General features: G+C 39.8%; 23 protein-coding genes. 3 read left to right on the top strand and 20 right to left on the bottom strand.

Annotation, left to right across the window (positions count from 1 at the left end; translation table 11 throughout):
* Positions 1 to 25: 25 nt before the first annotated feature.
* Entirely contained in the window at positions 26 to 766 is a 741-nt protein-coding gene (locus ACWPVF_RS01265; protein ID WP_454384208.1) for a TrmH family RNA methyltransferase, read from the bottom strand.
* A gap of 33 nt (positions 767 to 799) precedes the next feature.
* Here ACWPVF_RS01265 and ACWPVF_RS01260 point away from each other — a divergent pair, with 33 nt between their 5' ends.
* Both ACWPVF_RS01260 and yidC read left to right on the top strand, forming a co-directional pair.
* Positions 800 to 1078, top strand: coding sequence for an acylphosphatase (locus tag ACWPVF_RS01260; RefSeq protein WP_001174501.1), 279 nt, complete (start codon positions 800 to 802; stop codon positions 1076 to 1078).
* Between the two features lie 77 nt (positions 1079 to 1155).
* A complete protein-coding gene (gene yidC, locus ACWPVF_RS01255; protein WP_454384206.1) occupies positions 1156 to 2082 on the top strand; it encodes a membrane protein insertase YidC in 927 nt (308 codons plus the stop codon).
* Between the two features lie 128 nt (positions 2083 to 2210).
* On the opposite strand, the gene ACWPVF_RS01250 is transcribed toward yidC, so the two are convergent.
* From ACWPVF_RS01250 to ACWPVF_RS01170, 17 genes are all read right to left on the bottom strand, one after another.
* Positions 2211 to 3314, bottom strand: a complete 1104-nt coding sequence (locus ACWPVF_RS01250) for a sensor histidine kinase (RefSeq protein WP_045614692.1) — start codon at positions 3312 to 3314, stop codon at positions 2211 to 2213.
* Positions 3284 to 3970: a response regulator transcription factor gene (locus ACWPVF_RS01245; RefSeq protein WP_454384204.1), complete on the bottom strand. Its 687-nt coding sequence runs from the start codon at positions 3968 to 3970 to the stop codon at positions 3284 to 3286. The genes ACWPVF_RS01250 and ACWPVF_RS01245 overlap by 31 nt, the downstream gene beginning before the upstream one ends.
* 62 nt (positions 3971 to 4032) lie before the next feature.
* Positions 4033 to 4752 (bottom strand): ABC transporter permease, encoded by a 720-nt coding sequence (locus ACWPVF_RS01240; protein ID WP_414268359.1) that lies wholly within the window; start codon positions 4750 to 4752, stop codon positions 4033 to 4035.
* Between the two features lies 1 nt (position 4753).
* On the bottom strand, positions 4754 to 5539 hold the full coding sequence (locus ACWPVF_RS01235) for an ABC transporter permease (RefSeq protein WP_454384202.1): 786 nt from the start codon (positions 5537 to 5539) through the stop codon (positions 4754 to 4756).
* A gap of 1 nt (position 5540) precedes the next feature.
* Positions 5541 to 6251 carry an ABC transporter ATP-binding protein gene (locus tag ACWPVF_RS01230; RefSeq protein WP_414262437.1) on the bottom strand — a complete coding sequence of 237 codons (711 nt, stop codon included), beginning with the start codon at positions 6249 to 6251 and terminating at the stop codon, positions 5541 to 5543.
* Positions 6252 to 6446: 195 nt separating this feature from the next.
* On the bottom strand, positions 6447 to 7241 hold the full coding sequence (gene pflA / locus ACWPVF_RS01225) for a pyruvate formate-lyase-activating protein (protein WP_004251620.1): 795 nt from the start codon (positions 7239 to 7241) through the stop codon (positions 6447 to 6449).
* A 132-nt stretch (positions 7242 to 7373) separates the two neighbouring features.
* On the bottom strand, positions 7374 to 8627 hold the full coding sequence (locus tag ACWPVF_RS01220) for a diaminopimelate decarboxylase (RefSeq protein ID WP_454384200.1): 1254 nt from the start codon (positions 8625 to 8627) through the stop codon (positions 7374 to 7376).
* A 72-nt stretch (positions 8628 to 8699) separates the two neighbouring features.
* On the bottom strand, positions 8700 to 9524 hold the full coding sequence (gene purR / locus ACWPVF_RS01215; protein ID WP_414264902.1) for a pur operon repressor: 825 nt from the start codon (positions 9522 to 9524) through the stop codon (positions 8700 to 8702).
* A gap of 101 nt (positions 9525 to 9625) precedes the next feature.
* Positions 9626 to 10567 carry a 3'-5' exoribonuclease YhaM family protein gene (locus ACWPVF_RS01210; RefSeq protein WP_045614706.1) on the bottom strand — a complete coding sequence of 314 codons (942 nt, stop codon included), beginning with the start codon at positions 10565 to 10567 and terminating at the stop codon, positions 9626 to 9628.
* Complete coding sequence (gene rmuC, locus ACWPVF_RS01205; RefSeq protein WP_454384197.1) at positions 10557 to 11813, bottom strand: DNA recombination protein RmuC; 1257 nt, start codon at positions 11811 to 11813, stop codon at positions 10557 to 10559. Before rmuC ends, ACWPVF_RS01210 begins: the two co-directional genes overlap by 11 nt.
* 1 nt (position 11814) lies before the next feature.
* On the bottom strand, positions 11815 to 12477 hold the full coding sequence (locus ACWPVF_RS01200; protein ID WP_454384195.1) for a thiamine diphosphokinase: 663 nt from the start codon (positions 12475 to 12477) through the stop codon (positions 11815 to 11817).
* On the bottom strand, positions 12440 to 13096 hold the full coding sequence (gene rpe, locus ACWPVF_RS01195; protein ID WP_454384193.1) for a ribulose-phosphate 3-epimerase: 657 nt from the start codon (positions 13094 to 13096) through the stop codon (positions 12440 to 12442). The genes ACWPVF_RS01200 and rpe overlap by 38 nt, the downstream gene beginning before the upstream one ends.
* Before the next feature lie 10 nt (positions 13097 to 13106).
* Positions 13107 to 13985 carry a ribosome small subunit-dependent GTPase A gene (gene rsgA, locus ACWPVF_RS01190; protein WP_454385775.1) on the bottom strand — a complete coding sequence of 293 codons (879 nt, stop codon included), beginning with the start codon at positions 13983 to 13985 and terminating at the stop codon, positions 13107 to 13109.
* A gap of 1 nt (position 13986) precedes the next feature.
* Positions 13987 to 14859: a 16S rRNA (adenine(1518)-N(6)/adenine(1519)-N(6))-dimethyltransferase RsmA gene (gene rsmA / locus ACWPVF_RS01185; protein WP_454384191.1), complete on the bottom strand. Its 873-nt coding sequence runs from the start codon at positions 14857 to 14859 to the stop codon at positions 13987 to 13989.
* A gap of 30 nt (positions 14860 to 14889) precedes the next feature.
* Positions 14890 to 16317, bottom strand: coding sequence for an SseB family protein (locus ACWPVF_RS01180; RefSeq protein WP_454384189.1), 1428 nt, complete (start codon positions 16315 to 16317; stop codon positions 14890 to 14892).
* 131 nt (positions 16318 to 16448) lie between these two features.
* The gene (gene rnmV / locus ACWPVF_RS01175; protein ID WP_454384187.1) at positions 16449 to 17012 is read right to left on the bottom strand and encodes a ribonuclease M5; all 564 of its coding nucleotides are present in this window, start codon (positions 17010 to 17012) and stop codon (positions 16449 to 16451) included.
* Positions 17009 to 17785, bottom strand: a complete 777-nt coding sequence (locus ACWPVF_RS01170) for a TatD family hydrolase (protein WP_454384185.1) — start codon at positions 17783 to 17785, stop codon at positions 17009 to 17011. The genes rnmV and ACWPVF_RS01170 overlap by 4 nt, the downstream gene beginning before the upstream one ends.
* A gap of 154 nt (positions 17786 to 17939) precedes the next feature.
* Here ACWPVF_RS01170 and ACWPVF_RS01165 point away from each other — a divergent pair, with 154 nt between their 5' ends.
* A complete protein-coding gene (locus ACWPVF_RS01165; RefSeq protein WP_045614740.1) occupies positions 17940 to 19784 on the top strand; it encodes an APC family permease in 1845 nt (614 codons plus the stop codon).
* A 184-nt stretch (positions 19785 to 19968) separates the two neighbouring features.
* On the opposite strand, the gene rpmH is transcribed toward ACWPVF_RS01165, so the two are convergent.
* Together rpmH and ACWPVF_RS01155 are read right to left on the bottom strand one after the other, a co-directional pair.
* On the bottom strand, positions 19969 to 20103 hold the full coding sequence (gene rpmH / locus ACWPVF_RS01160) for a 50S ribosomal protein L34 (protein WP_000831905.1): 135 nt from the start codon (positions 20101 to 20103) through the stop codon (positions 19969 to 19971).
* 144 nt (positions 20104 to 20247) lie between these two features.
* Positions 20248 to 21462 (bottom strand): pyridoxal phosphate-dependent aminotransferase, encoded by a 1215-nt coding sequence (locus tag ACWPVF_RS01155; protein WP_045614743.1) that lies wholly within the window; start codon positions 21460 to 21462, stop codon positions 20248 to 20250.
* Positions 21463 to 21482: the final 20 nt, after the last annotated feature.

Raw genomic sequence — 21482 nt, 5'->3', positions numbered from 1 at the left:
TTGATTATAACAAAAATAAAATTATTTAACTCAAATAAAACATGAGTATGCCTGCAGCGATGGCGACATTGAGACTCTCTGCCTGCCCTTTCATACTGATGTGAACCAGTTGATCTGCCTGATCTGCCATGAATGAACTAATGCCTTGCCCTTCATTTCCCATAACCAAGACAAAATCCTCTTGCCGAGCAAGCTCACGATAATCTTTAGAGTTTTGGGATAAGGTGGTTGCTAGAATTGGTAGGCTTCTCTTTTTAGCCTCTTCAACAAATGCTTCTACAGACATGCGATAAATCGGCAAATGGAAATGGCTACCCTGCATGGAACGAAGTGTTTTGAGACTATAGATATCTGCTGATTTACTTGAGACAATGACTCCTGAAAAACCTGCCGCATCTGCCGTCCGAATCATAGTCCCCACATTTCCGGGGTCCTGCACATCTTCTAAGAAAAGATATTTACCTGAGGTCAAATCCGGCAACTGCTCCTCTTCCTTTTGAACAATAGCTACAATGCCCTGAGGTGTTTGGGAATCAGCCAAATCAAGCAAGATTTCTTCGGTCACAAAGACGGTCTGAGGGTAGTCCGTTAATTTTTCACCATACTCTGAAAGGGTAAAAATCCTCTCTATCTTTGCACCTGCTTGAACAGCCTCTTCAAACAAATGCCATCCTTCAATTAAATAAGAAGATTTTCGATATTTTTTTTGATGCAATTTCTTGGCATTTTTTACCACAGAATTAGCTTTAGAGGTTATAATAGTCATAGAAATATTATAACACAATCAAGGAGGTTTGGTATGCAAAAGGTCAAAATGATTGCACAGGGACGCGTCCAAGGCGTTGGCTTTCGCTGGGGTGTTTATACCCTTGCTCTCGAACTAGGCGGAATCACCGGTCGGGTCTGGAACAACGATGACGGCACTGTCGAAATTCTTGCCCAAGCAGAATCTTCTGCTATCATGGCTAAGTTCATCCAAGAGATCCGAAAAGGACCAACTCCTTTCTCAAAAGTGACCTATCTCGACGTCCAATTGAGCAACTTTCCTTCCTATTCCGACTTCAAAGTCGCAAATTAGGTCTCTAGAACTATTGTATATTTTCAAAAAAAACAGTAGAATAGAAAGGTATAATTTTTAAAGAAGGAATAAAAACAGTGAAATCAATTAAACGAATCGGCCTCTCAATCATGGGAGTGGCTATGCTATTAGCATTGACAGGTTGTGTCCAGGTTGATAAAGCAACAGGTCAGCCAACCGGATTTATCTGGAATACCATCGGAGCGCCTATGGCAGAGGCTATCAAATACTTTGCCAATGACCAAGGTCTCGGTTTCGGTGTTGGTATCATCATCGTAACTATTATCGTCCGCTTGATTATCCTCCCACTTGGTATCTACCAATCATGGAAGGCTACCCTTCACTCTGAGAAGATGAACGCCCTCAAGCATGTCCTTGAGCCACATCAGACTCGTCTGAAAGAAGCAACGACTCAAGAAGAAAAACTAGAAGCCCAACAAGCTCTCTTTGCTGCTCAAAAAGAGCATGGCATTAGTATGTTTGGTGGTGTAGGATGTTTCCCTATCCTCATTCAAATGCCTTTCTTCTCTGCCATCTATTTTGCTGCTCAACACACAGAAGGTGTTTCTGATGCTAGCTTCTTAGGAATCGCACTGGGTTCTCCAAGTTGGATTCTAATCGCCTGCGCAGGTGTTCTCTACTACATCCAATCACTCCTTTCTCTACACGGAGTTGAAGACGAGACTCAAAGAGAACAACTCAAGAAAATGATTTACATGAGTCCGTTGATGATTGTCATGTTCTCAATCTTCTCCCCAGCCAGTGTCACACTTTACTGGGTTGTCGGTGGTTTCATGATGATCCTTCAACAATTCATCGTCAACTACATCATTCGTCCAAAACTTCGTAAAAAAGTACGCGAAGAATTTGCAAAGAACCCACCAAAAGCAAGCAAAACTTCAGGCGCTCGCAAGGATGTGACTCCTGAATCAGCAGCAGTAATCTCAACTTCTAACAAGAAGAAAAACAAAAAACGCAATGCTGGAAAACAACATTCGAGATAAAGCTACGTGTATTATCAAATAATTAAAAAAAACGAATGAAGATAAATGGTTTTCATTAACTGTTTATCTTCATTCGTTTTTATTATCTACTTTCACATCTTAATTTATTTAAATCCTATGGCAACAAATTAGTAAGTCAATTTCTTTGATTTAATACAATTAAGAGCCATTAAAACTTCTGCTCCCTCGTCTCTATTTCTAAGCTCAACTCGGCCTTTGTGCAGTTCTGCAACTCTACATACAAAACTAAGTCCAATACCAAAATGTTGCTCTTTGACCGTTCTAGCTTTATCCATACGATAAAAGAGCTTCCCAAAATTAGTTAAAACTTCATCTGGAAATTCAGAGCCATTATTCCATATCCCTATTTTTAATTCCTTCCCCTCTTGCTCTACCCTAATTTTAATTTTAGGATTCTGTTTATCTGCATACTCCAAAGCATTTGTTAAAATATTTTGTATTGCACGAATCAGAAGAGATGGATTTATAAAATAGCTTTCAGTTCCTTTCAAATTTTGTTCAAAAGAAAACTTCATCTGATTTTTTATCAAAAAAGAGACTTCTTTCTCTAATTCATTGATAAAATCTGAAGAGGAATACTCCGTCCAGTCTGTCTCATCATCATAGTAAGTTTTAGAATAATGAATCAACTGGTTAAAATAGGTAAGCAAGCGTTGACTAGCATGAACTATATCTGCCAAACATTCTTTAGACTGCTCATCTTTAGTGGAAGTGTGCAAAAATTCTGCATTCCCTTTGATGATAGTTAGAGGTGTCTTTAAATCATGAGAAGCTGCTGAAACCTGAAACATCAAATCTTCTTTCTGTTGCTTCTCATCATCTAATAGCTGTCGAATACGATCTTGCATCACAATAATTCGATTTCCTGTCTCATAAAATTCCTTAACTGTTAATCTTTCTGTACATTCGCTTTCTAGCCACATACTATTTTCATAAATCAAATTCATTTCATAACTTAGTTTTTTCAACAATTTACCAATGTGATAACTTATTAGAATAATTAATAAAACACAAATATATATCCATGATGACACATTGAAAAAAAATGATTGAACATCATTATTTTTAAGAGGCTTCCCATCCTCCATTATTTGTATGGAGACAGAAGCTAAGGGAATAAGATAAGCTAATAACAAACCAAGACCAAACTGCCAAATAATTCTCCAACAAGTTTCTCGAATTAATTGTCTAAAACTTTTGATTCTACCCATTGATATCCTCCACCGTACAAGGTTTTAATTGGATTTAACTGATATGGTTTCAGCTTTTGACGAATTTGATAAATATACTCTGAAACCGAACGTAAAAGAGCTTCTGAACTTTGTGGATATAGATAATTATAAATCTCCTCAATTGAGTATATTTTATTTGGGTGACTTGCTAGAAGGCTGACAATATCAAATTCCCTTCTCGTCAATGGAATCTTATCATTCTTTATAAATAGTTCCTTACTATCAGTATATAGTATAAGCTTCCCACTTTTTATCTGATGAACAGTTCCTTTAGTCCGTTCTTCACGACGTAGGTGCATTTTAACACGTGCTAAAAGTTCTGGCATACTAAAGGGTTTCATAATATAATCATCAGCGCCTGCATTGATTCCAGCCACCAAATCTTCAGCCATATCCTTAGCAGTTATAAAACAGATAGGAACAGTTATCTGATTGCGAATCATCTGACAGATTTCTAAACCACTAACAGGCATCATAATATCTAACAAAATCAAGTCAAATTCTGTAAAATCACAAAGATCAATCTCTTCTATGTTATTTCGTATGACTACTTCATACTTTTCATGCTCTAGTATCTTTTTTATTAGGCGAAGAATAGCAAGATCATCATCTACCACTAAAATTTTATAAGCCATAACTCACGCTCCTAAATTATATTATATCATTAACTGAGAAAAGGACAGGATAGCCCCTGTCTTTAGCGTACATTTCTTCTTATAACTATCAGTGTAGCTAATAGAAAAATAATTAATAACCAAACTATTTGTATCCCCAGACCTTGCCAAACTGGATAATAAAGTAATAAAGGATGGATATAGTAACAGTTCATACTAGCTAGTAATGGTAAATTTCTAAAAAAAGAACTGAATTGTAGTAGCATTTGTCCCAACCCCAATAAAAGAGATAAACTTATTCCCAAAATTAAGGTAAAAGATCGGAAAATAAATACAAAAATACCACTTAAAAGAGAGAAGGTTAAAATAGAAATACAAACTGGAAATAGGATTGCTAGAACATTTTTAATATTGCTCAAAAGATTGATATTATAATATCCTTGAGTAAGTAGTATACATACTGATATTACAGCTAGCAATAATACAATTTCCACACATAACACAATAGCTAGTTTACATATTATAAATTTTAAACGATTTGGACATGTGAGAAAACTTGTACGAAGGCTAGAACCTTTAAATTCTTGACCTATGAATAGTACAGCTAGACTAATAAAACCTGCCTGTCCTAAATAGAGACTTTGCAGTAGCTGTTCCAAAACAAAGTGTAGGGTCAACTGATCTGGTTTACTATTTAAAAAAATAACCATCGCCGGAACACAAAGTAATAGAGCGCCTATAATCAACCAATGCCAAGGATTCATCATAAACTTGAGATACTCACTTTTAAATTGCTCTTTCAACTCATTCTCCTCCTCCAATATCTGACTGAAGTAATCGGTAAATTGCCAAAGCCAAGAATGACAAGTTCCAACAAAGTAAAAGTAAAATGTTTTGCAAACTATTCTGTTCTAACATTTGAGGAGATGTAGCAATCAATCCTTGTCCCAATGCAACTGGAAGAAATTTTGCAATTGATATATGGTCGGCTAAGAATGTTCCTAAATTGTAGACTTGAGGAAGCAAAAACAATAGGGGAACAAGGGCTTTTTTAAATGTTAAAGCTAGAATATAGGCTAAAAGCCCCAACAATGTCCAAGCTATACTGTCCAAAAACATATAGAACCAAACTGTCCCATTTAGTGAAAAAAGAAATAAACCATCTTGTCCTAAAACATAATGTGTCATGTTAATCGTCAGAAATATTGATAGGAAGGAAATGACAAAAGAAAATACCAGCCAAATTAATGTCTTTGAAACTAGGAGAGTAATTCGACTCGTATTAGAGAGGAAGCTTGTGCGAATAGCAGAGCCTTTATACTCTTCAGCTCCGTAGATTGATCCTAAGATAATCATAAAAAAAACGCCAACTAAAGTAACATCAAAACCTAAAAATTCAATAGGGGGAATAGCTTCTACTAACTCTGGGGTTGTCTCTGGGGTAGCATGGATACCAACTGAAACAATTTGAGATGCACCAATATTTGCTAAAAACGTTTGAAATACTAGTATCAAGAATAGTACAATATGAGTAGCTCTCTTATAAAGTAATTTCAATATTTCAGAATGAAGAGAGTAAATAAGTGCCATGTCACTTTCCTCCCTCTGTTAATCTAAAGAAGACTTCCTCCAGTGAAGAAAGATTTTTCATCACTTCTTGTAAAGTCCCTTTTATAAGAACTTTGCCTTTATTTATGATGACCACATCATCTGTTACTGCTTCCACTTCTGATAATATATGAGATGATAGCAAAACTGTCTTCCCTTCTTGAGCCTGTTTTTTTATAAACTCTCTAAACCAACGAATTCCTCTTGGATCCAACCCATTTGTCGGTTCATCCAATACCAGATACTGAGGATTCCCTAATAAAGCTGTTGCAATTCCCAAGCGTTGTCCTTCCCCTAATGATAATTTCCCAATTTTAGATTTTTTCTTATGGCTAATATCCACCATATCCAAGACTTGATCAATTCGCTGACTGGATATCCCATTACTAGCAGCAACAATTTTCAAATGTTGATAAACAGTCCGATCATCAGGAGCTCCGACACTGTCAAATGAAGCTCCTACAGTCTTTAGAGGAAATTTTAATTCCTTATAAGTTTGATCTCCAATTTTGGTAAGACCAGATGTTGCTTTGTCTAATCCTAATAAGATACGTAAGGTTGAACTTTTACCAGCTCCATTTGGACCCAGGAAAGCAGTCACTCTACCTGCTTTTGCTTCAAAAGAAATATCTTTTAAAATTTGAGTTTGACCATATGACTTACATAGATTTTTAATGGTAATACTTTGTTCCATGATATTCTCCTATTCAATTTGTTGTATCAATTTAAACAAGTATATATTAACCAATAATTTTCGGATTTTTTTCAGAATTTTAAATCTTTATAAAATCTGTATTGTCATATAAATCATAAAAATTTTGCTTAATTTAATCTTATTTGTATTTATTTATGTAAACTTAAAAGCCCGATGTTCCCATCAGGCTTCTTTTTATCCATGTACACGTTTCATGTAATCTTGATAGCTTTCTGTATCCATCAATTCCTTAGCGTTCTTCACACGATCTGCTGTTGGAGGTTTAACCCCTTCAAGAGAATACGGAATGCCAAGCTCGCGCCATTTGAATTCTCCCATAGTGTGGTAGGGTAGGATTTCAAACTTATCAACGTTTTTAAGAGTTTTTACGAACTTCCCAAGTTCAATCAAATCTTCATCACGGTCTGTCAATCCAGGCACAAGAACGTGACGAATCCAAACAGGTTTCCCAATATCTGACAAGTACTGAGCACATGCCAAGATATTTTTATTGGTTTGACTGGTTACAATCTTGTGCTGTGCTTCGTTGATTTCCTTGATATCAAGAAGAACTAAGTCTGTCACGGCCATTAACTTATTGAACTTTTCTAGATAGCGTGGTTTATTACGGAATGGAAGGGCACAAGTATCCAAGGTACAGTGGATTCCTTTTTCTTTTGCTTTTGTAAAGAGAGCAATTAGGAAATCAATCTGCAAGAGAGCTTCTCCTCCACTGACTGTGATACCTCCCTTGTCTCCCCAGAAACCACGATAACGAAGCGCTTCTTCTAGAACATCATCTACTGTTCGTACACGAGATTTATTGGTTTCCATCGCCCATGTGTCAGGGTTATGGCAATATTGGCAACGCATCTGACAGCCCTGCAAAAAGACAATAAAACGAATCCCAGGGCCATCTACCGCCCCAAAACTCTCTGTCGAATGCACCATTCCTGTCACTTGTCCATAGTCAATTGTTTCTTCAGACATCACGTCACCTTCCTTGAAACCGTTTTATAGCTTTATTATATCATGCCTGAAAAGAAAAACCACAGATTTTGTCTATTTTTTAGAAAACAAACTGTTTTTCACTTTCAACTTTCATGATTTTCAAAAATTCTTCTAATCCTTGTCAAAGTCGAATCCATAGAGAGTTGCAAAATAGTCCTCAGGTCGCTCTGCTCTACGGATTAGCCGTGTACTACCGTCCTCTGCATAGAGGACCTCTGCTGAACGAAGTTTGGCATTGTACTGGTAGCCCATAGAAAAACCATGAGCACCTGTATCATGAATCACTAGTAGGTCACCAATTTCTGTTTGAGGTAGTTCACGATTAACCGCAAATTTGTCGTTGTTTTCACAGAGTGAACCAACAACATCAACGACTTCCGTCTGACCGTCAGGATTCATCATATTGGTGATGTGGTGATAGGCTCCATACATAGCCGGTCTCATAAGATTGACAGCTGATGCATCTACTCCGAGATAAGTTCGGTAGGTTTTCTTTTTATGGGTTACTTTAGTCACTAGAATTCCATGAGGCGCCAACATAAAGCGTCCTAGTTCTGTAAAAATCTTAACTTGACCAAGACCTGCTGGCGTAAGAACTTCTTCATAAACCTGACGAACACCCTCACCAATTAAAGCAATATCATTTGGCTCCTGGTCCGGACGATAGTTGACCCCGATTCCTCCAGAAAGATTGATGAAGTCCAGCGAAATAGCTAACTTTTCCTTGATTTCTACAGCCAATACAAAAAGCTGGCGCGCCAATTCTGGATAATAGAGATGAGTAACAGTATTGGAAGCTAGGAAGGAATGAATCCCAAAAGTTCTTGCTCCCTTTTCTTTCAAGATAGCAAAGGCTTCAAAGAGCTGTTCCTTAGTCATCCCGAACTTAGCTTCACCAGGATTATCCATAATATCCGTTCCGAGTTCAAATACGCCACCGGGATTGTAACGGCAAGAGATAATCTCAGGAATCCCCGCAGCGCGCTCTAAATGGTCGATATCTTCAAAAGCATCTAAATTAATCGTCGCACCTAATTCACGGGCATAAGCATACTCTCTATCTGGAGTATTATTGGATGAGAACATCATATCAGAACCAGAAAATCCTAGCTTATGACTCATCAAGAGTTCTACATAACTAGAACAATCCACTCCACATCCTTCTTCTTGTAAGATTTTCAAGATAGCTGGGGTCGGAGTCGCCTTGACTGCAAAATATTCTTTAAAGCCCTGATTCCAAGAAAAGGCTTTGTTTACTGCGCGTGCTTTCTCGCGAATCCCTTTTTCATCGTAGAGGTGGAAAGGGGTTGGAAACTCTTCAACAATTTTTTCTAAAGCTTCACGATTAATAAATGGTGTTTTCATAGGACTCCTTTATATCCATTATCAAAGAAAGGCTGGGACGAAAGTTCCAACCTTTGTATTTTAAGTTCATTCTTATTTTTCTGCGTCAAAGATGTTTCCAACTTCAACAGCAATTTTTTGATTCTTCACATCAATGTTGGTAACCTTCAAGAGTGATTTGTAATCAAACTGTTGTTCGCGATCTTCTTGCGCATTATCAGCAAAGACGGCTACTCCAGCCAACTCTGAATCAAACTCTGCTAAAAGGCTGATCATCCCGTTAATGGTTCCTCCACCCTTCAAGAAGTCATCGACAATCAAGACACGACTTCCTGCTTTGAGGCTACGTTTTGAAAGGAACATTTTTTCGATACGGTCACTAGAACCTGAAACGTAGTTGACACTAACAGTTGAACCCTCAGTAATTTTCAAGTCACGACGAACAATAACAAAAGGTACGTTGAGGACATTTGCTACCGCATTTGCAAGTGGAACACCTTTTGTCGCAACAGTCATAACGGCATCAATCTTTTGATCCATAAAGCTCTTAGCAATAATGCGGCCGATATTTTTCAAAATAGCTGGGGTGCTTAATAGGTCAGATAAATAGATGTAGCCACCTGGAAGAATACGGTCACTCTCTGAAAGTTTATCGCGTAGCTCTTCGATGATTGTTTTGGACTCAAGGGTAGAGATAGATGGTGTGAAAATAACTCCACCACCAGCACCTGTCACCGTTTGAATATGCCCGATTTCAATTTCTTCGAAGGCACGCTTAATGATGACAATATCTTCTGAAATAGAAGACTTAGCAGATTCATACTTTTCTGCAAAGGTATTGAGACTGGTTAATTTGTAAGGATTGTTAATCAAGTAATTGGAAATAACAACCATCCGATCACTTCTTCTTAATTTCATTAGTTATTCACCATTCTTTTTAATTAGTCTTTTTCTCATTATATCACACTAAAGCAAAAAAACGAACTTTATTGTTTAAATAAAGCTCATTTTTTTAGTTTCTAGTCTAATTTTGGTTTGTAGAAAGAACGATTGTCCATAGCAAAGACCTTATTGGTCATTTCCCCCTCATCAACAAGGGCGAGCGCTGTTGACATCATCATCATGCTGGCATCTAGATTATCAATCATATGGATGATTTCGGCTTCCATCACACGAGGACGAACAGGACTACCGTATTCAAGTAAGCCATGGTGACTGAGAATCACATGGCGTAAGAGCACTACTTCTTCACGAGTGTCATCAATGCCAAGTTCCATTACTGTTTTGGTAATTTCACTATCAATCAAAGCGATATGACCAATTAGATTTCCTCTAACTGTATACTCTGTCTGGTCTGGGCCAGTCAACTCAATAACCTTGGCTAAGTCATGGAGCATAATTCCAGCATAGAGCAAGCTCTTATTGAGCTGTGGGTATACATCTGCAATTGCCTCTGCCAAACGAACCATAGTAGCCGTATGATAAGCAAGTCCTGTTTCAAAGGCATGATGGTTAGTTTTGGCAGCTGGATAAGAATAAAATTCTTTATCATATTTGGTATAGAGAGCTCGAACGATTCGTTGCCAGATAGGATTCTCAATTTTGAAAATCATCTGCGCCATATATTCGCGTATCTCCTTGACATCCACTGGCGATTTGACCTTGAAATCTGCTGGATCATTTGGTTCACCTGGCTGAGGTAGGCGAAGGGTGATTTGATTAACCTGCGGAGTATTATTGTATACTTCACGGCGACCTTGCATGTGAACAACCTTCCCTGCCGTAAAGGCCTCAACATTATGAGGTTGGGCATCCCAGAGTTTCCCTTCAATTTCCCCACTGTCATCTTGGAAAGTGAAAGCCAGGTAATTCTTCCCAGCACGTGTCTGTCTTAGGTCAGCTGACTTGATTAGGTAAAAGCCCTCAAAAAGCTCATCTTTCTTCATGTGACTAATCTTCATATTCTTCCTCATCTTCTTGGAACTGGAGTAGATCAAGCGCAGGCTCACCTTCTGATAACTCAATGTGACGGAGCGTTCGCTCGATAGCTGTAGTACGACGGTTTAATAATTCATCAATGTTGCCAGAGGCATGTTGGAGATGTTTTTGTGCTTTGACCAGAATTCCACCAAACTTACCAAATTCGGTTTTGACGTTGGCTAGAGTTTGGCTAATATGATTCGCACTCTTTTGGATATTCAGAGTCTTGAAACCAACTGATAGAGAATTGAGAAGGGCTGACAAGGTACTTGGTCCAGCAACGATAATCTGCTCCTCCCGTCTCAAACCATCAAAGAAAATCGGATTTCTAACGATTTCTGAATAGAGACCTTCTGTCGGAACAAACAAAACTCCAAAATTAGTTGTCCGAGGCGGTGCTATGTATTTGCTCTTAATATCCTTGGCAAAGCGTTTAACACTTGTTAAGAGAGATTTACGACAACGCTCAATCTCATCCTTATCACCTGCTTCATAAGCCTCTTCTAAGCGGTAATAATCTGCAAGTGGAAACTTAGAATCAATCGGTAGGTAGACATATTCCTGGTCACCTTGCCCAGGCAACTTGATGGCGTACTCGACTCTCTCACTCGAATTTTCAACCGTTGCAAATTCTCGTTCATACTGGGCGGGTGTCATGATATCTTCAATAATCTGTCCCAGTTGCAATTCTCCCAAAATACCTCGAGTCTTAGTTCCGGAAAGAACTTTATTTAGCGCACCGACATCACGCGCCACCGTCTGCATTTCTCCAAGGCCACGATTGACAGATTCCAATTGCTTGGAAACTGTCTCAAAGGAGGCTTGTAAACGTGTCTGCAAAGTCTTTTCTAATTTTTCCTCGACTGTCTGACGCATCTGTTCTAAGCGTTGCTCATTTGACTCCTGCAAGGCCTGTAGTCGTTGGTCGGTCTTATCTCTTGTTTGGAGGAGGTTCTCATTCATCTCCTGTCGAACCTGAGTCAGACCTTGGTGCAATTCAATACGCACCTCCTGCAAACGATCACTGACAGCCACTTCAAGATTTTTTTGATCCAGCTGACTGGCCTGTCGAGCTTGTTCGAAGCGATAATCCAGCTGGTCTGAAAGGTTATCTGCCTGATCTTCTAAACTTTTGGTCAAATATTGCTCCTGCTTGTCCTGCCTCTGCCAAATGAGAAAGAGGCCGGCTAGGTTAGCAATTAGTAACAGTAGTAATATAAACTCCATCCTATCTCCTGTCCTTGCTATGCAGAACCACCACATAGCCGTCTGGGCAAGTCACTGAAACTTCCCTATCTATATATTCGTTAGAAGCGTAAACTTTCTTAAAGAAAAAATTCTCCTCAGTCAGTTCATACTTGGCACCAAGAATAGTCAACTGGCTATCCCGAACCGGCATAAAGGCCAGATAATCGTAGTTCGAACGTGGCTCTAGTTGACTGGTCCCTTCTGGACAATAGGCAATCAAGTTTTGCCCATCCTCAATCTCTATTTGACGCATATAGGGTGCCAATTTAGGATTACTGGGTAGAAAGACATTGGCCAACATATGATCGATGCGACCACCTAGGGCACCAAAAATGGTCACCTGAGCCTGAGGATTTTTTTCAAAAATCGTTAAGAGTGCTAGTTCCAGATCGGTATCATCTTTTTCTGGCTGAGCTTGGACAAAGTGCTGGGCACGTCTTTGAATCAACTGACGTTCTTCCACAGTCACAGAATCAAAATCCCCAACGGCTAAAGCAAGAGGAAGTTTTTCCTCCAGTACCCAAAGTGAGCCTCGATCCACACCAACAAAGCAGTCAAAATCTGTCCGGTAGTGGCCACGGTCTCCACCAGCAAAAACTGCAACCCTAGTCCAGTTCTTTTCTGAGAGCTTGCACTCGTTCATTGACATCTCCCTTAAAGACATAGGACCCTGCTACAAAGACTGTAGCACCAGCTTCTTTGGCTTGAGCAATGGTCTGATCATCAATCCCGCCATCCACTTCAATTTCAAAATTCAAGCCTTTTTCCTCACGAAGGGCAACCAATTCACGAACCTTATCCATGGTTTCAGGCAGAAATGCTTGTCCGCCGAAACCTGGGTTAACCGTCATGACTAAGACTTGGTCAACTAGGTGAAGCACGTGCTTAATGGCTTCAACAGATGTTCCAGGGTTAATGACAACCGAAGGTTTAACACCGAGAGAACGAATCTTTTGAAGAGCCCCGTGGATATGAGGAGTTGCTTCAACATGGATGCTGATAATATCCGCTCCTGCACGCGCAAAGTCTTCTAAATGATGTTCAGGATTAGAGACCATCAAGTGGCAGTCAAAGACCATCTTGCTATGAGGACGAAGACTTTCGACCACACCTGCACCAAAACTGATTTGTGGCACAAAGTGACCATCCATGATATCGATGTGGGCATATTCAGCCCCAGTTGCTTCTAGTCGTTTAATTTCACGTTCAAAGTTGGCATAATCTGCTGCCAGAATTGACGGAGCAATCTTGTATTGAGACATAGGTTTCTCCTTATTTTGGAATTTTTTTGCTGACTTTTTTATAGGTTTCTCTACGATTTTCAATCTCACTGAGGAATTGCAGGTAGTTGTCAAAACGGAAGGTAGCAATGATGTCCTCTTCTACTGCTGGTTTTACAGCGCAAGATGGCTCATGGGTATGGGTACAAGTGCGGAATTTACAATCACGACTGACACTAGCAATCTCTGGAAAAGCCTGATTCAGATCTTCTGCTGTTGTTACTTCGTAATCCAGCGATGAAAAACCTGGTGTGTCTGCGATTTTCCCACCATTGAGATTGTAAAAACTAACCGCTCGAGTAGTGTGACGACCACGACCCAGACTGTCTGAGATTTCTCCCGTTTCTAAATTAAGATCAGGTGCGATTTTATTGAGCAAAGTTGACTTTCCAACACCCGTCTGCCCCATAAAGACCGTAACCTTATCTGTCAACAAGAGTAAAAGTTCTTCTTTACTCGTCACAAAATCGTAACCAATAGCACGATAGGTTTTCTCGTAGAAATTCAGTTCTCTCCCATCTTTCAGTAAGTCCATTTTGGAAATATAGACGATAGGATGAATGCCCTTGTGCTCCAAAAGAACCAAGAACCGATCCAATAAGTTGCTATTAAAGTCAGGCTCTTTGACCGACATGATAACCACAGCTTGGTCAATATTGACAATGGGTGGGCGAACCAGGCTATTTTTTCGTTCGTGAATCTTGAGAATATAACCTTCGGAATTTTCCTCCGCAGAAAAATCTACCCAATCTCCAACATAGGGCGTATGCCCCTTTTTACGAAAATTTCCACGCGCGCGTGTTTGATAAACCTGACCATCACTCTCCACATAGTAGAAGCCGGCCAAAGCTTTAATGATTTGTCCTTGCATCTTAGAGTCCTTGTCCTTTAAGCGCATCTGCTAGACTAGCAAATTCTTCTAAGCCAAGAGCTTCACCGCGTACACTTGGGGATAGTCCTGCCTGGTCCAAAGCCTTAGTCAATTTATCCTTGACTTCTTCAGTCTTTCCAAAGTAACCTGTCAGATTATTCCACAAGGTCTTACGACGATGGGTAAAACTAGCCTTGGAAACCTTAAAGAAGAATTTCTCGTCTTCCACTGCTACAGCCGGTTCTGGACGACGTACCATTTTCAGGATAGCTGAATCCACATTTGGTGCTGGCACAAAGACCGTACGAGGTACGATAAAAGCAACCTTGGCGGTCATGTAATACTGAACGGCAATGGACAAGCTGCCGTAAGCCTTGGTATTGGGCTTAGCAGAGATACGATCTGCCACTTCTTTTTGCATCATAACCACAAACTCACTAAAAGGAATGCCACTTTCAATCAAGTGCATGAGAATAGGCGTCGTGATATAGTAAGGCAAGTTGGCTACTACCTTGATTGGTAAATCAGGATTTTTGAAATTTTGGATATGTTGCGCTAAGTCAACTTTTAGAATGTCCTCGTTGACTACAGTCACATTGTCAAAATCCCGCAAGGTATCGGCTAGGATTGGTACCAAGCGGTGGTCAATCTCAAATGCCATGACTTGAGCTGCACGCTCAGCTAAAAACTCCGTCAAGGCACCAATTCCTGGCCCAATCTCGATGATATTGACTTGGTCATCAATTTCAGCCGTATCCACAATTTTTTGAAGGATATTGGTATCGGTCAGGAAATTTTGTCCGAAGGACTTTTTAAAGGTAAAACCGTGACGCTCCAGCACTGCCTTGGTCACGCTATAATCTGCAATTCTCATTTGTTCTCTTTTCTAATATTGAAAAACTTTCTAACCGTTAGCTCTGCCTTCTAGTTCCTCACTGAGCTTTTGCATTTCTTTAAAAGCTGTTAGGCTAACATAAGCACCCGCTTCATAATACTCCGTTGGATTAATGGCATAGTCAAAAACTTCAATCATGCCTCCCGCTTCTTCAATCATGCCATTCCATTTTTCGTCAAAGACCATTCGCAGACGTTTCCAATCGGTAAATACTGGCACAGAATTTCTGCCATCTTTTCCTTCTTTAACTGGAATGTTGAAACTAGAATCTTTTTCTAAAATAAAAGAATTTCCTTCCTGACTATCGCCCTTAAATTCCGAAGCCGCATCTAAAGGAATTAGGAATTTAGCTTTTGGCATAGCTTCTGAAAAGAACTTATAATAGAGTTTATAAAGTAATTCTTGCTCTTCCGTAATCGGATAATCTAGTTGCCCCATCAACAGCATCCATCTTACCAAGTCAGGGTTCATTACAGGAACTTGTATTTCAGGCAAATCAGAAAAATCTGGTTTTTGAACTAAGGCAGAGGCACTGATGCTGACTTCCTTGGAATTAAAGATTGCTCCCAAGGCACCATTTAAGTAAAAGGCTGTCCCAAGGAAATTTTCAATCCCTTTTTTATCTTCCGTATTTTCAATCAGTTTTACGACTGAGTTTGGTCGACTATCAATGGTTTCCTTGAATTGGCGATACCAAGATGGTGTCAAAAGCATGATCATGGGATCAGTACATAGGTATCCCTCTTCTCCCCTGTCATAGGTCGTTGAGAAAAGATAGGGTTCACCTGTTTTTTCTGAATAAACTGCATAAACAGAATCTGCTGCTAACAACTTATCCTTGACAATTTCTGCTAGACGCTCCAACTTGCGGGTGTTAGCTTGATAGCTTTCTTCACTTTCAGTTTCCTGATTTTGACGGCATTTCCATAAAAAGAGGCGTAAAATCTCTACGCTATCATCAAGACTAGATGCCAAATAGTCTTCATTAGTCAATTGACCTTCTTGAATGGCTACAAAAGCACGATAAAGAGCATCTGAATAGCTAGATAATTTTTGCTCTTCATCAACACCCAAACTAAAGAGCACACTTCCCTTTTTCAGTTTATCCAAAGAAGGAATCCTATCAACCACTAGATGCGCGAGAACTTCATCAGTAAGACTATCTGCATCTTTGTTTTGACTGCTAAGTTTTTTTACTTCTACAGAGCCAAGAATTTCCATTCCTTGGTCGGGATTGCAAAATTGCAACTGATCCCCAACATTCAGACTACCTTCTAAACTCCCTACAATCAATAATTGATTCGTTTCCTTCATCGGGAACAAATCTAGAACACCAATACATGCATTGTTTTTAGATTCTTCTCTTTCATTCTGTGCTTCAGTTATTTCAGTTGCCTCTGCAGTTTCTGTCTTTTTTAAAAAATCAAAGATTCCCATAACTTTTCCTCATTAACTCCACACAAGGCTAATCCCGTGGATCACTTTTCTAATGCTTGTTATCAAGCCTGATTAAACCATATATGATTACTTCTATTGTATCATATTCCCCTTACATTTTGGGGAGTTTCTCAATTCTCATATGATTTCATGGCATCTTCAACTTCAGCTAAACGGATGCCAAATAATTCCAAACGCTTGAGAAGTTGCTTCCCATTTGAATAACCAATACGAAGGCTTTCTCCTAGATATTCTCTGCGTTTTCTGCTATCCGCCCCAGCCAAGAATCCCAATCGAATCAAGTCACTACGGCTAATATCAAAATCACTTTCTACTTCAAATTGCTCTGTCACTTGTTCCAGTGCTATTTTCAAGTCTTCGTAGCTAGCGTGTTCGATTCCTAGAGAACGCCCCTTGGTCTTGGACTTAGGCACTGCCTCATCACGTTTGAGAAAGGCGTGTTGAACTGTCGGAATAGCTGTCATAATCATCCGACGAATGCGTTCCCCATTAAAGTCAGGATCAGTAAAGACAATCACCCCATGACGTTGGTGTAGACGTTGGATTCTTTCAAGATCCTGCTCATTGATAGCGGAGCCACGAGTCTCATAGGTCTCCACATCAAAATAACGTTTGAGATTGGCTGTATCATCGCGTCCTTCAACTACGATGACTTGGGAAATTTTCTCTTTCATGATTTACTTTCCAATCCAAAGATTCGTTCAGTATTGGCACTTGTCACAGCCGCTAATTCTTCTGTTGACACGCCACGCAAGTCTGCAATAAAGTCCACTACATAGCGCGTGTAAGCTGTCTTGTTTTCACGGCCACGTTTAGGAACAGGAGCCAGGTAAGGGGCATCCGTTTCTACCAAAATCTTATCCAAAGGAAGTTCCCTAGCAGCCTCTTGAATATCTGTTGCCTTCTTGAAGGTCACGACTCCAGAAAATGAAATAGTCATGCCAAGCTCCACAAACTTCTCAGCCCACTCCAAAGAACCTGAAAAGGAATGCATGATGCCGCCACGTGGACCAACTCCCTCGCTCTTAATGATCTCATAGGTGTCTTCTAGCGCATCACGGGTATGGACCACAAAAGGTAAGTTTAATTCCTTAGATAGCTGAATCTGACGACGGAAAACCTTCTCTTGCACTTCTTTAGGCGCTGTCATCCAGTGATAATCCAAACCAATCTCACCCAAAGCTACCACTTTAGGATGTTTTAGTTTTTCCAACAGGTAATTCTCAACGTCTTCTGTATAGGTCCCTGCTTCTGTCGGATGCCAACCAATCGTTGCATAGAGTTGGTCATACTTGTCCACCAATTCTAGAGCACGCTCAATAGTCGGTTTGTCAAATCCAACAATATTCATTCGAGTCACACCCATTTCAGCTGCTAAGGCTATTTCTTCTGCTTCTCTTCCTAAAAACTCTTCCACATTCAAGTGGGTATGTGTATCAAAAATCATTTATATTCCCTCGTTTTTTCTACCTTCTATTATACCAAAAAACTAGTCGCATCCTTATAGGAAAAAATATTTTAAAATCACTCACTTTTTCTTGACGACTTATTTTCATAGCAGTATAATAACTCTTGTTGAAAATTTCAGAAAAGGAAAGAAAATGTTTACAAAACTAAAATATACCTTTATTGGTCGTCCTCTTAAGTCCTTAACTGAAGGCGAGGGAGGACTACTTGGAAAAACACAAGCACTTGCAATGCTCTCAAGCGATGCCCTTTCATCTATCGCCTATGGACCTGAGCAGGTCGTCCTTGTCTTGGCTAGTCTTTCTCCCCTCGCTATTTGGTGGAGTCTTCCTATCGGCATTTTTGTCCTCTTGCTATTAGCTAGCTTGACTATATCTTATCGACAAATCATCCATGCCTACCCTCAAGGTGGAGGTGCATATATGGTTACTCGAGAAAACCTCTCCCCTGAGTTAGGTTTGATTGCTGGGGGAAGCCTGCTTGTTGACTATATGCTAACAGTAGCCGTATCCGTGGCTGCAGGGGCTGATGCGATCACAGCAGCACTTCCTGCCCTTCACCCTTACAACCTCCACATCTCCATTTTTCTAGTATGTTTGCTCATGCTTTTGAATCTGCGAGGCTTGAAGGAATCTGCTAGTTCTCTGATGATTCCTGTCTACCTCTTTATCTTTAGTACGGTCTTCCTCTTATTGTTTGGTCTCTTCCAGCTATTGACAGGTTCTCTCAGCTATCATGCAACTTCCGCAATTGGTCAAACTGTCCCAAGTCTCTCAATCGTCCTGATTTTAAGAGCCTTTACTAGCGGTTCAGCTTCATTAACCGGGGTTGAAGCCATCTCAAATGCTGTTCCATTTTTCAAGACTCCCAAAGAAAAGAACGCAGCTCAAACACTGACCATCATGTCTCTGATTCTTGGATTTCTCTTTGCTGGAATTACCTTCCTTAACTACTGGATGGGGATTACTCCTCAACACGGAGAAACAATCCTCTCACAAATGGCTAAAGGAATTTTAGGGGATTCAGCTCTCGGTCAGATTGTTTATTATCTCTTCCAATTTTCAACTGCCCTAATCCTAGCCGTCGCTGCAAATACTGGTTTTTCGGCCTTCCCTATGTTAGCTTACAATATGGCCAAGAACAAGTACATGCCCCATCTCTTTATGGAGAAGGGAGATCGCTTAGGATACTCAAACGGGATTCTAACCTTGGCCTTTGGCGCTATGATTCTTCTGCTCATTTTTAACGGAAATACGGAACGCTTGATTCCTCTTTATACTATTGGAGTTTTCGTACCTTTTGCACTTTCTCAAACAGGGATGATTCGCCATTGGAAAAAAGAAAAAGGTTCTCATTTCTTAAAATCTGCCTTTGCTAACATCCTCGGTGCTATCATTTGTTACGCCATCGTTCTTATCCTACTCTTCTTCAGACTTGGAGATATCTGGCCATTCTTCCCAATTATCCTAGTCTTAACCTTCCTCTTTTTGTCTATCCACAGTCATTACCAAAAGGTGGCCAAACAACTTCGACTTTATGAAGGAATTCAAAAGAAAACCTACGATGGTAATGTCGTCCTTGTCTTAGTAGGAAATGTTACTCGAGTCAGCGTTGGAGCGATTAACTACGCTCAAAGTATTGGAGATGAGGTTTTGGCCATGCACATTTCCACCAAAGAAACTGAAGCAAAAGACCAAGAAATCCTCCAAGAATTTGCCGACTACTTCCCAAATATCACTCTCAAAAATATTACTACTAGCTATCGCGATATCATCACACCTACAGTTCGATATGTTCGAAAAATCTCTCAAGAAGCCAAGAAAAAGAACTACACAGTTACAGTTCTAGTACCCCAATTTATCCCTAACAAACCTTGGCAAAATATCCTCCACAATCAAATGAGCCTCAAATTAAAATATGCTCTCAGATGGCACGAAGATGTCGTCGTTGCTAGCTACTCTTATCATTTGAAAGAATAAAGAAAAGCTCAAAATCAGAGAATTGATCTTCTGATTTTGAGCTTTTTTCTATTGATCATCTTTCCATGCAATCTTCTACAGTTTTCAGATTACATCAATTGCTATAGAAGTTTCTCTCTTTTAGATAAACAGAAAAGTCAGTAGGCTCGAGTTCCTACTGACTTCTTTGTTTCATTTGTTTGGATTATGCAGCCAAAACTTTGCGTCCTTTGCGACGACGAGCTGCCAATACGCGACGACCGTTTTTAGTTGACATACGGTTACGGAATCCGTGTTTGCGCGCACGACGAAGTTTACTTGGTTGATAAGTACGTTTCACGATGAATACCTCCTCATAGATTTTGTATTCGTTTAGCCGGCTATAAAGTGATCAGTTACTAAACATACTTTACTATTCTATCTGATTCTTACTTATTTGTCAATAGCTCTGACAAATGTTTCCAGCTTTTTTGCTATGAAAGCCTTATCTACGATACTGCTTCAAGAAACGAGTCATCTTCTCTTGGATTTGTGCCAACTCATCGACACGTGGTAGATAAACAATACGGAAGTGATCTGGTTCTTTCCAGTTAAAGCCACGCCCATGTACTAAAAGCACCTTTTCTTGTTTCAAGAAATTAAGGACAAACTGTTCATCATCGTCGATACGGTACATATTACGATCAATTTTAGGGAAGATATAAAGACCTGCTTTTGGTTTAACAGCAGACAAACCAGGAATATCTTGAATCGCATTATAAATAAAGTTTCTTTGCTCATAGATGCGACCACCTGGTAAGAGCAATTCATCCACCGACTGATGACCACCAAGGGAGGTTTGAACTACCTGCTGGGCAAGTACATTCGAACAGAGGCGCATATTTGAAAGCATATTGAGACCTTCAATGTAGCCTTTTACGTGATGTTTAGGTCCAGACAAGACCATCCATCCTACACGGAATCCAGCGATACGGTGAGATTTAGACAAACCATTCATGCTGACACAGAAAAGGTCTGGAGCCAAACTTGCTACTGGTGTGTGGACATTGCCATCCATAACCATACGGTCGTAGATTTCATCTGCAAAGATAATCAAGTCATTTTGACGAGCAATCTCAATGATATCTAGCAAGAGTTCTTTGGGATAAAGAGCCCCAGTTGGATTATTTGGATTGATCAACACAATAGCCTTGGTATTTGAACTAATCTTAGACTTGATATCATCTAGGTCTGGATACCATTCAGCTTCTTCATCACAGAGGTAGTGTACGGCATTTCCTCCAGCCAAGCTAACCGCTGCTGTCCAAAGAGGATAGTCAGGCATAGGAACCAAAACTTCATCGCCGTTATCCAAAAGCCCCTGCATAGACATAACAATTAGCTCACTAACCCCATTTCCAAGGTAGATATCATCGATACCTACATTAGGGAAATTTTTTAGTTGGCAATATTGCATAATCGCTTTACGAGCTGAAAAGATTCCTTTTGAATCTGAATAACCTTCGCTATCTCGCGCATTCATAATTAGGTCATGAATGACCTCATCTGGAGCTGTAAAGCCAAACTCAGCTGGGTTCCCTGTATTCAAACGAAGAATTTTTTCTCCATTTGCGCGCATGCGCATAGCTTCTTCCAAAACTGGACCACGAATATCATAAGCCACATGCTCTAATTTGATTGATTTGTTAAATTCTTTCATTTGAGTTCCTCTATTCATCA

Source organism: Streptococcus sp. Marseille-Q7087 (genome assembly GCF_965111935.1).
Note: the sequence above shows the minus strand (reverse complement) of the source record. Positions and strands in the feature narration are given on the sequence as shown.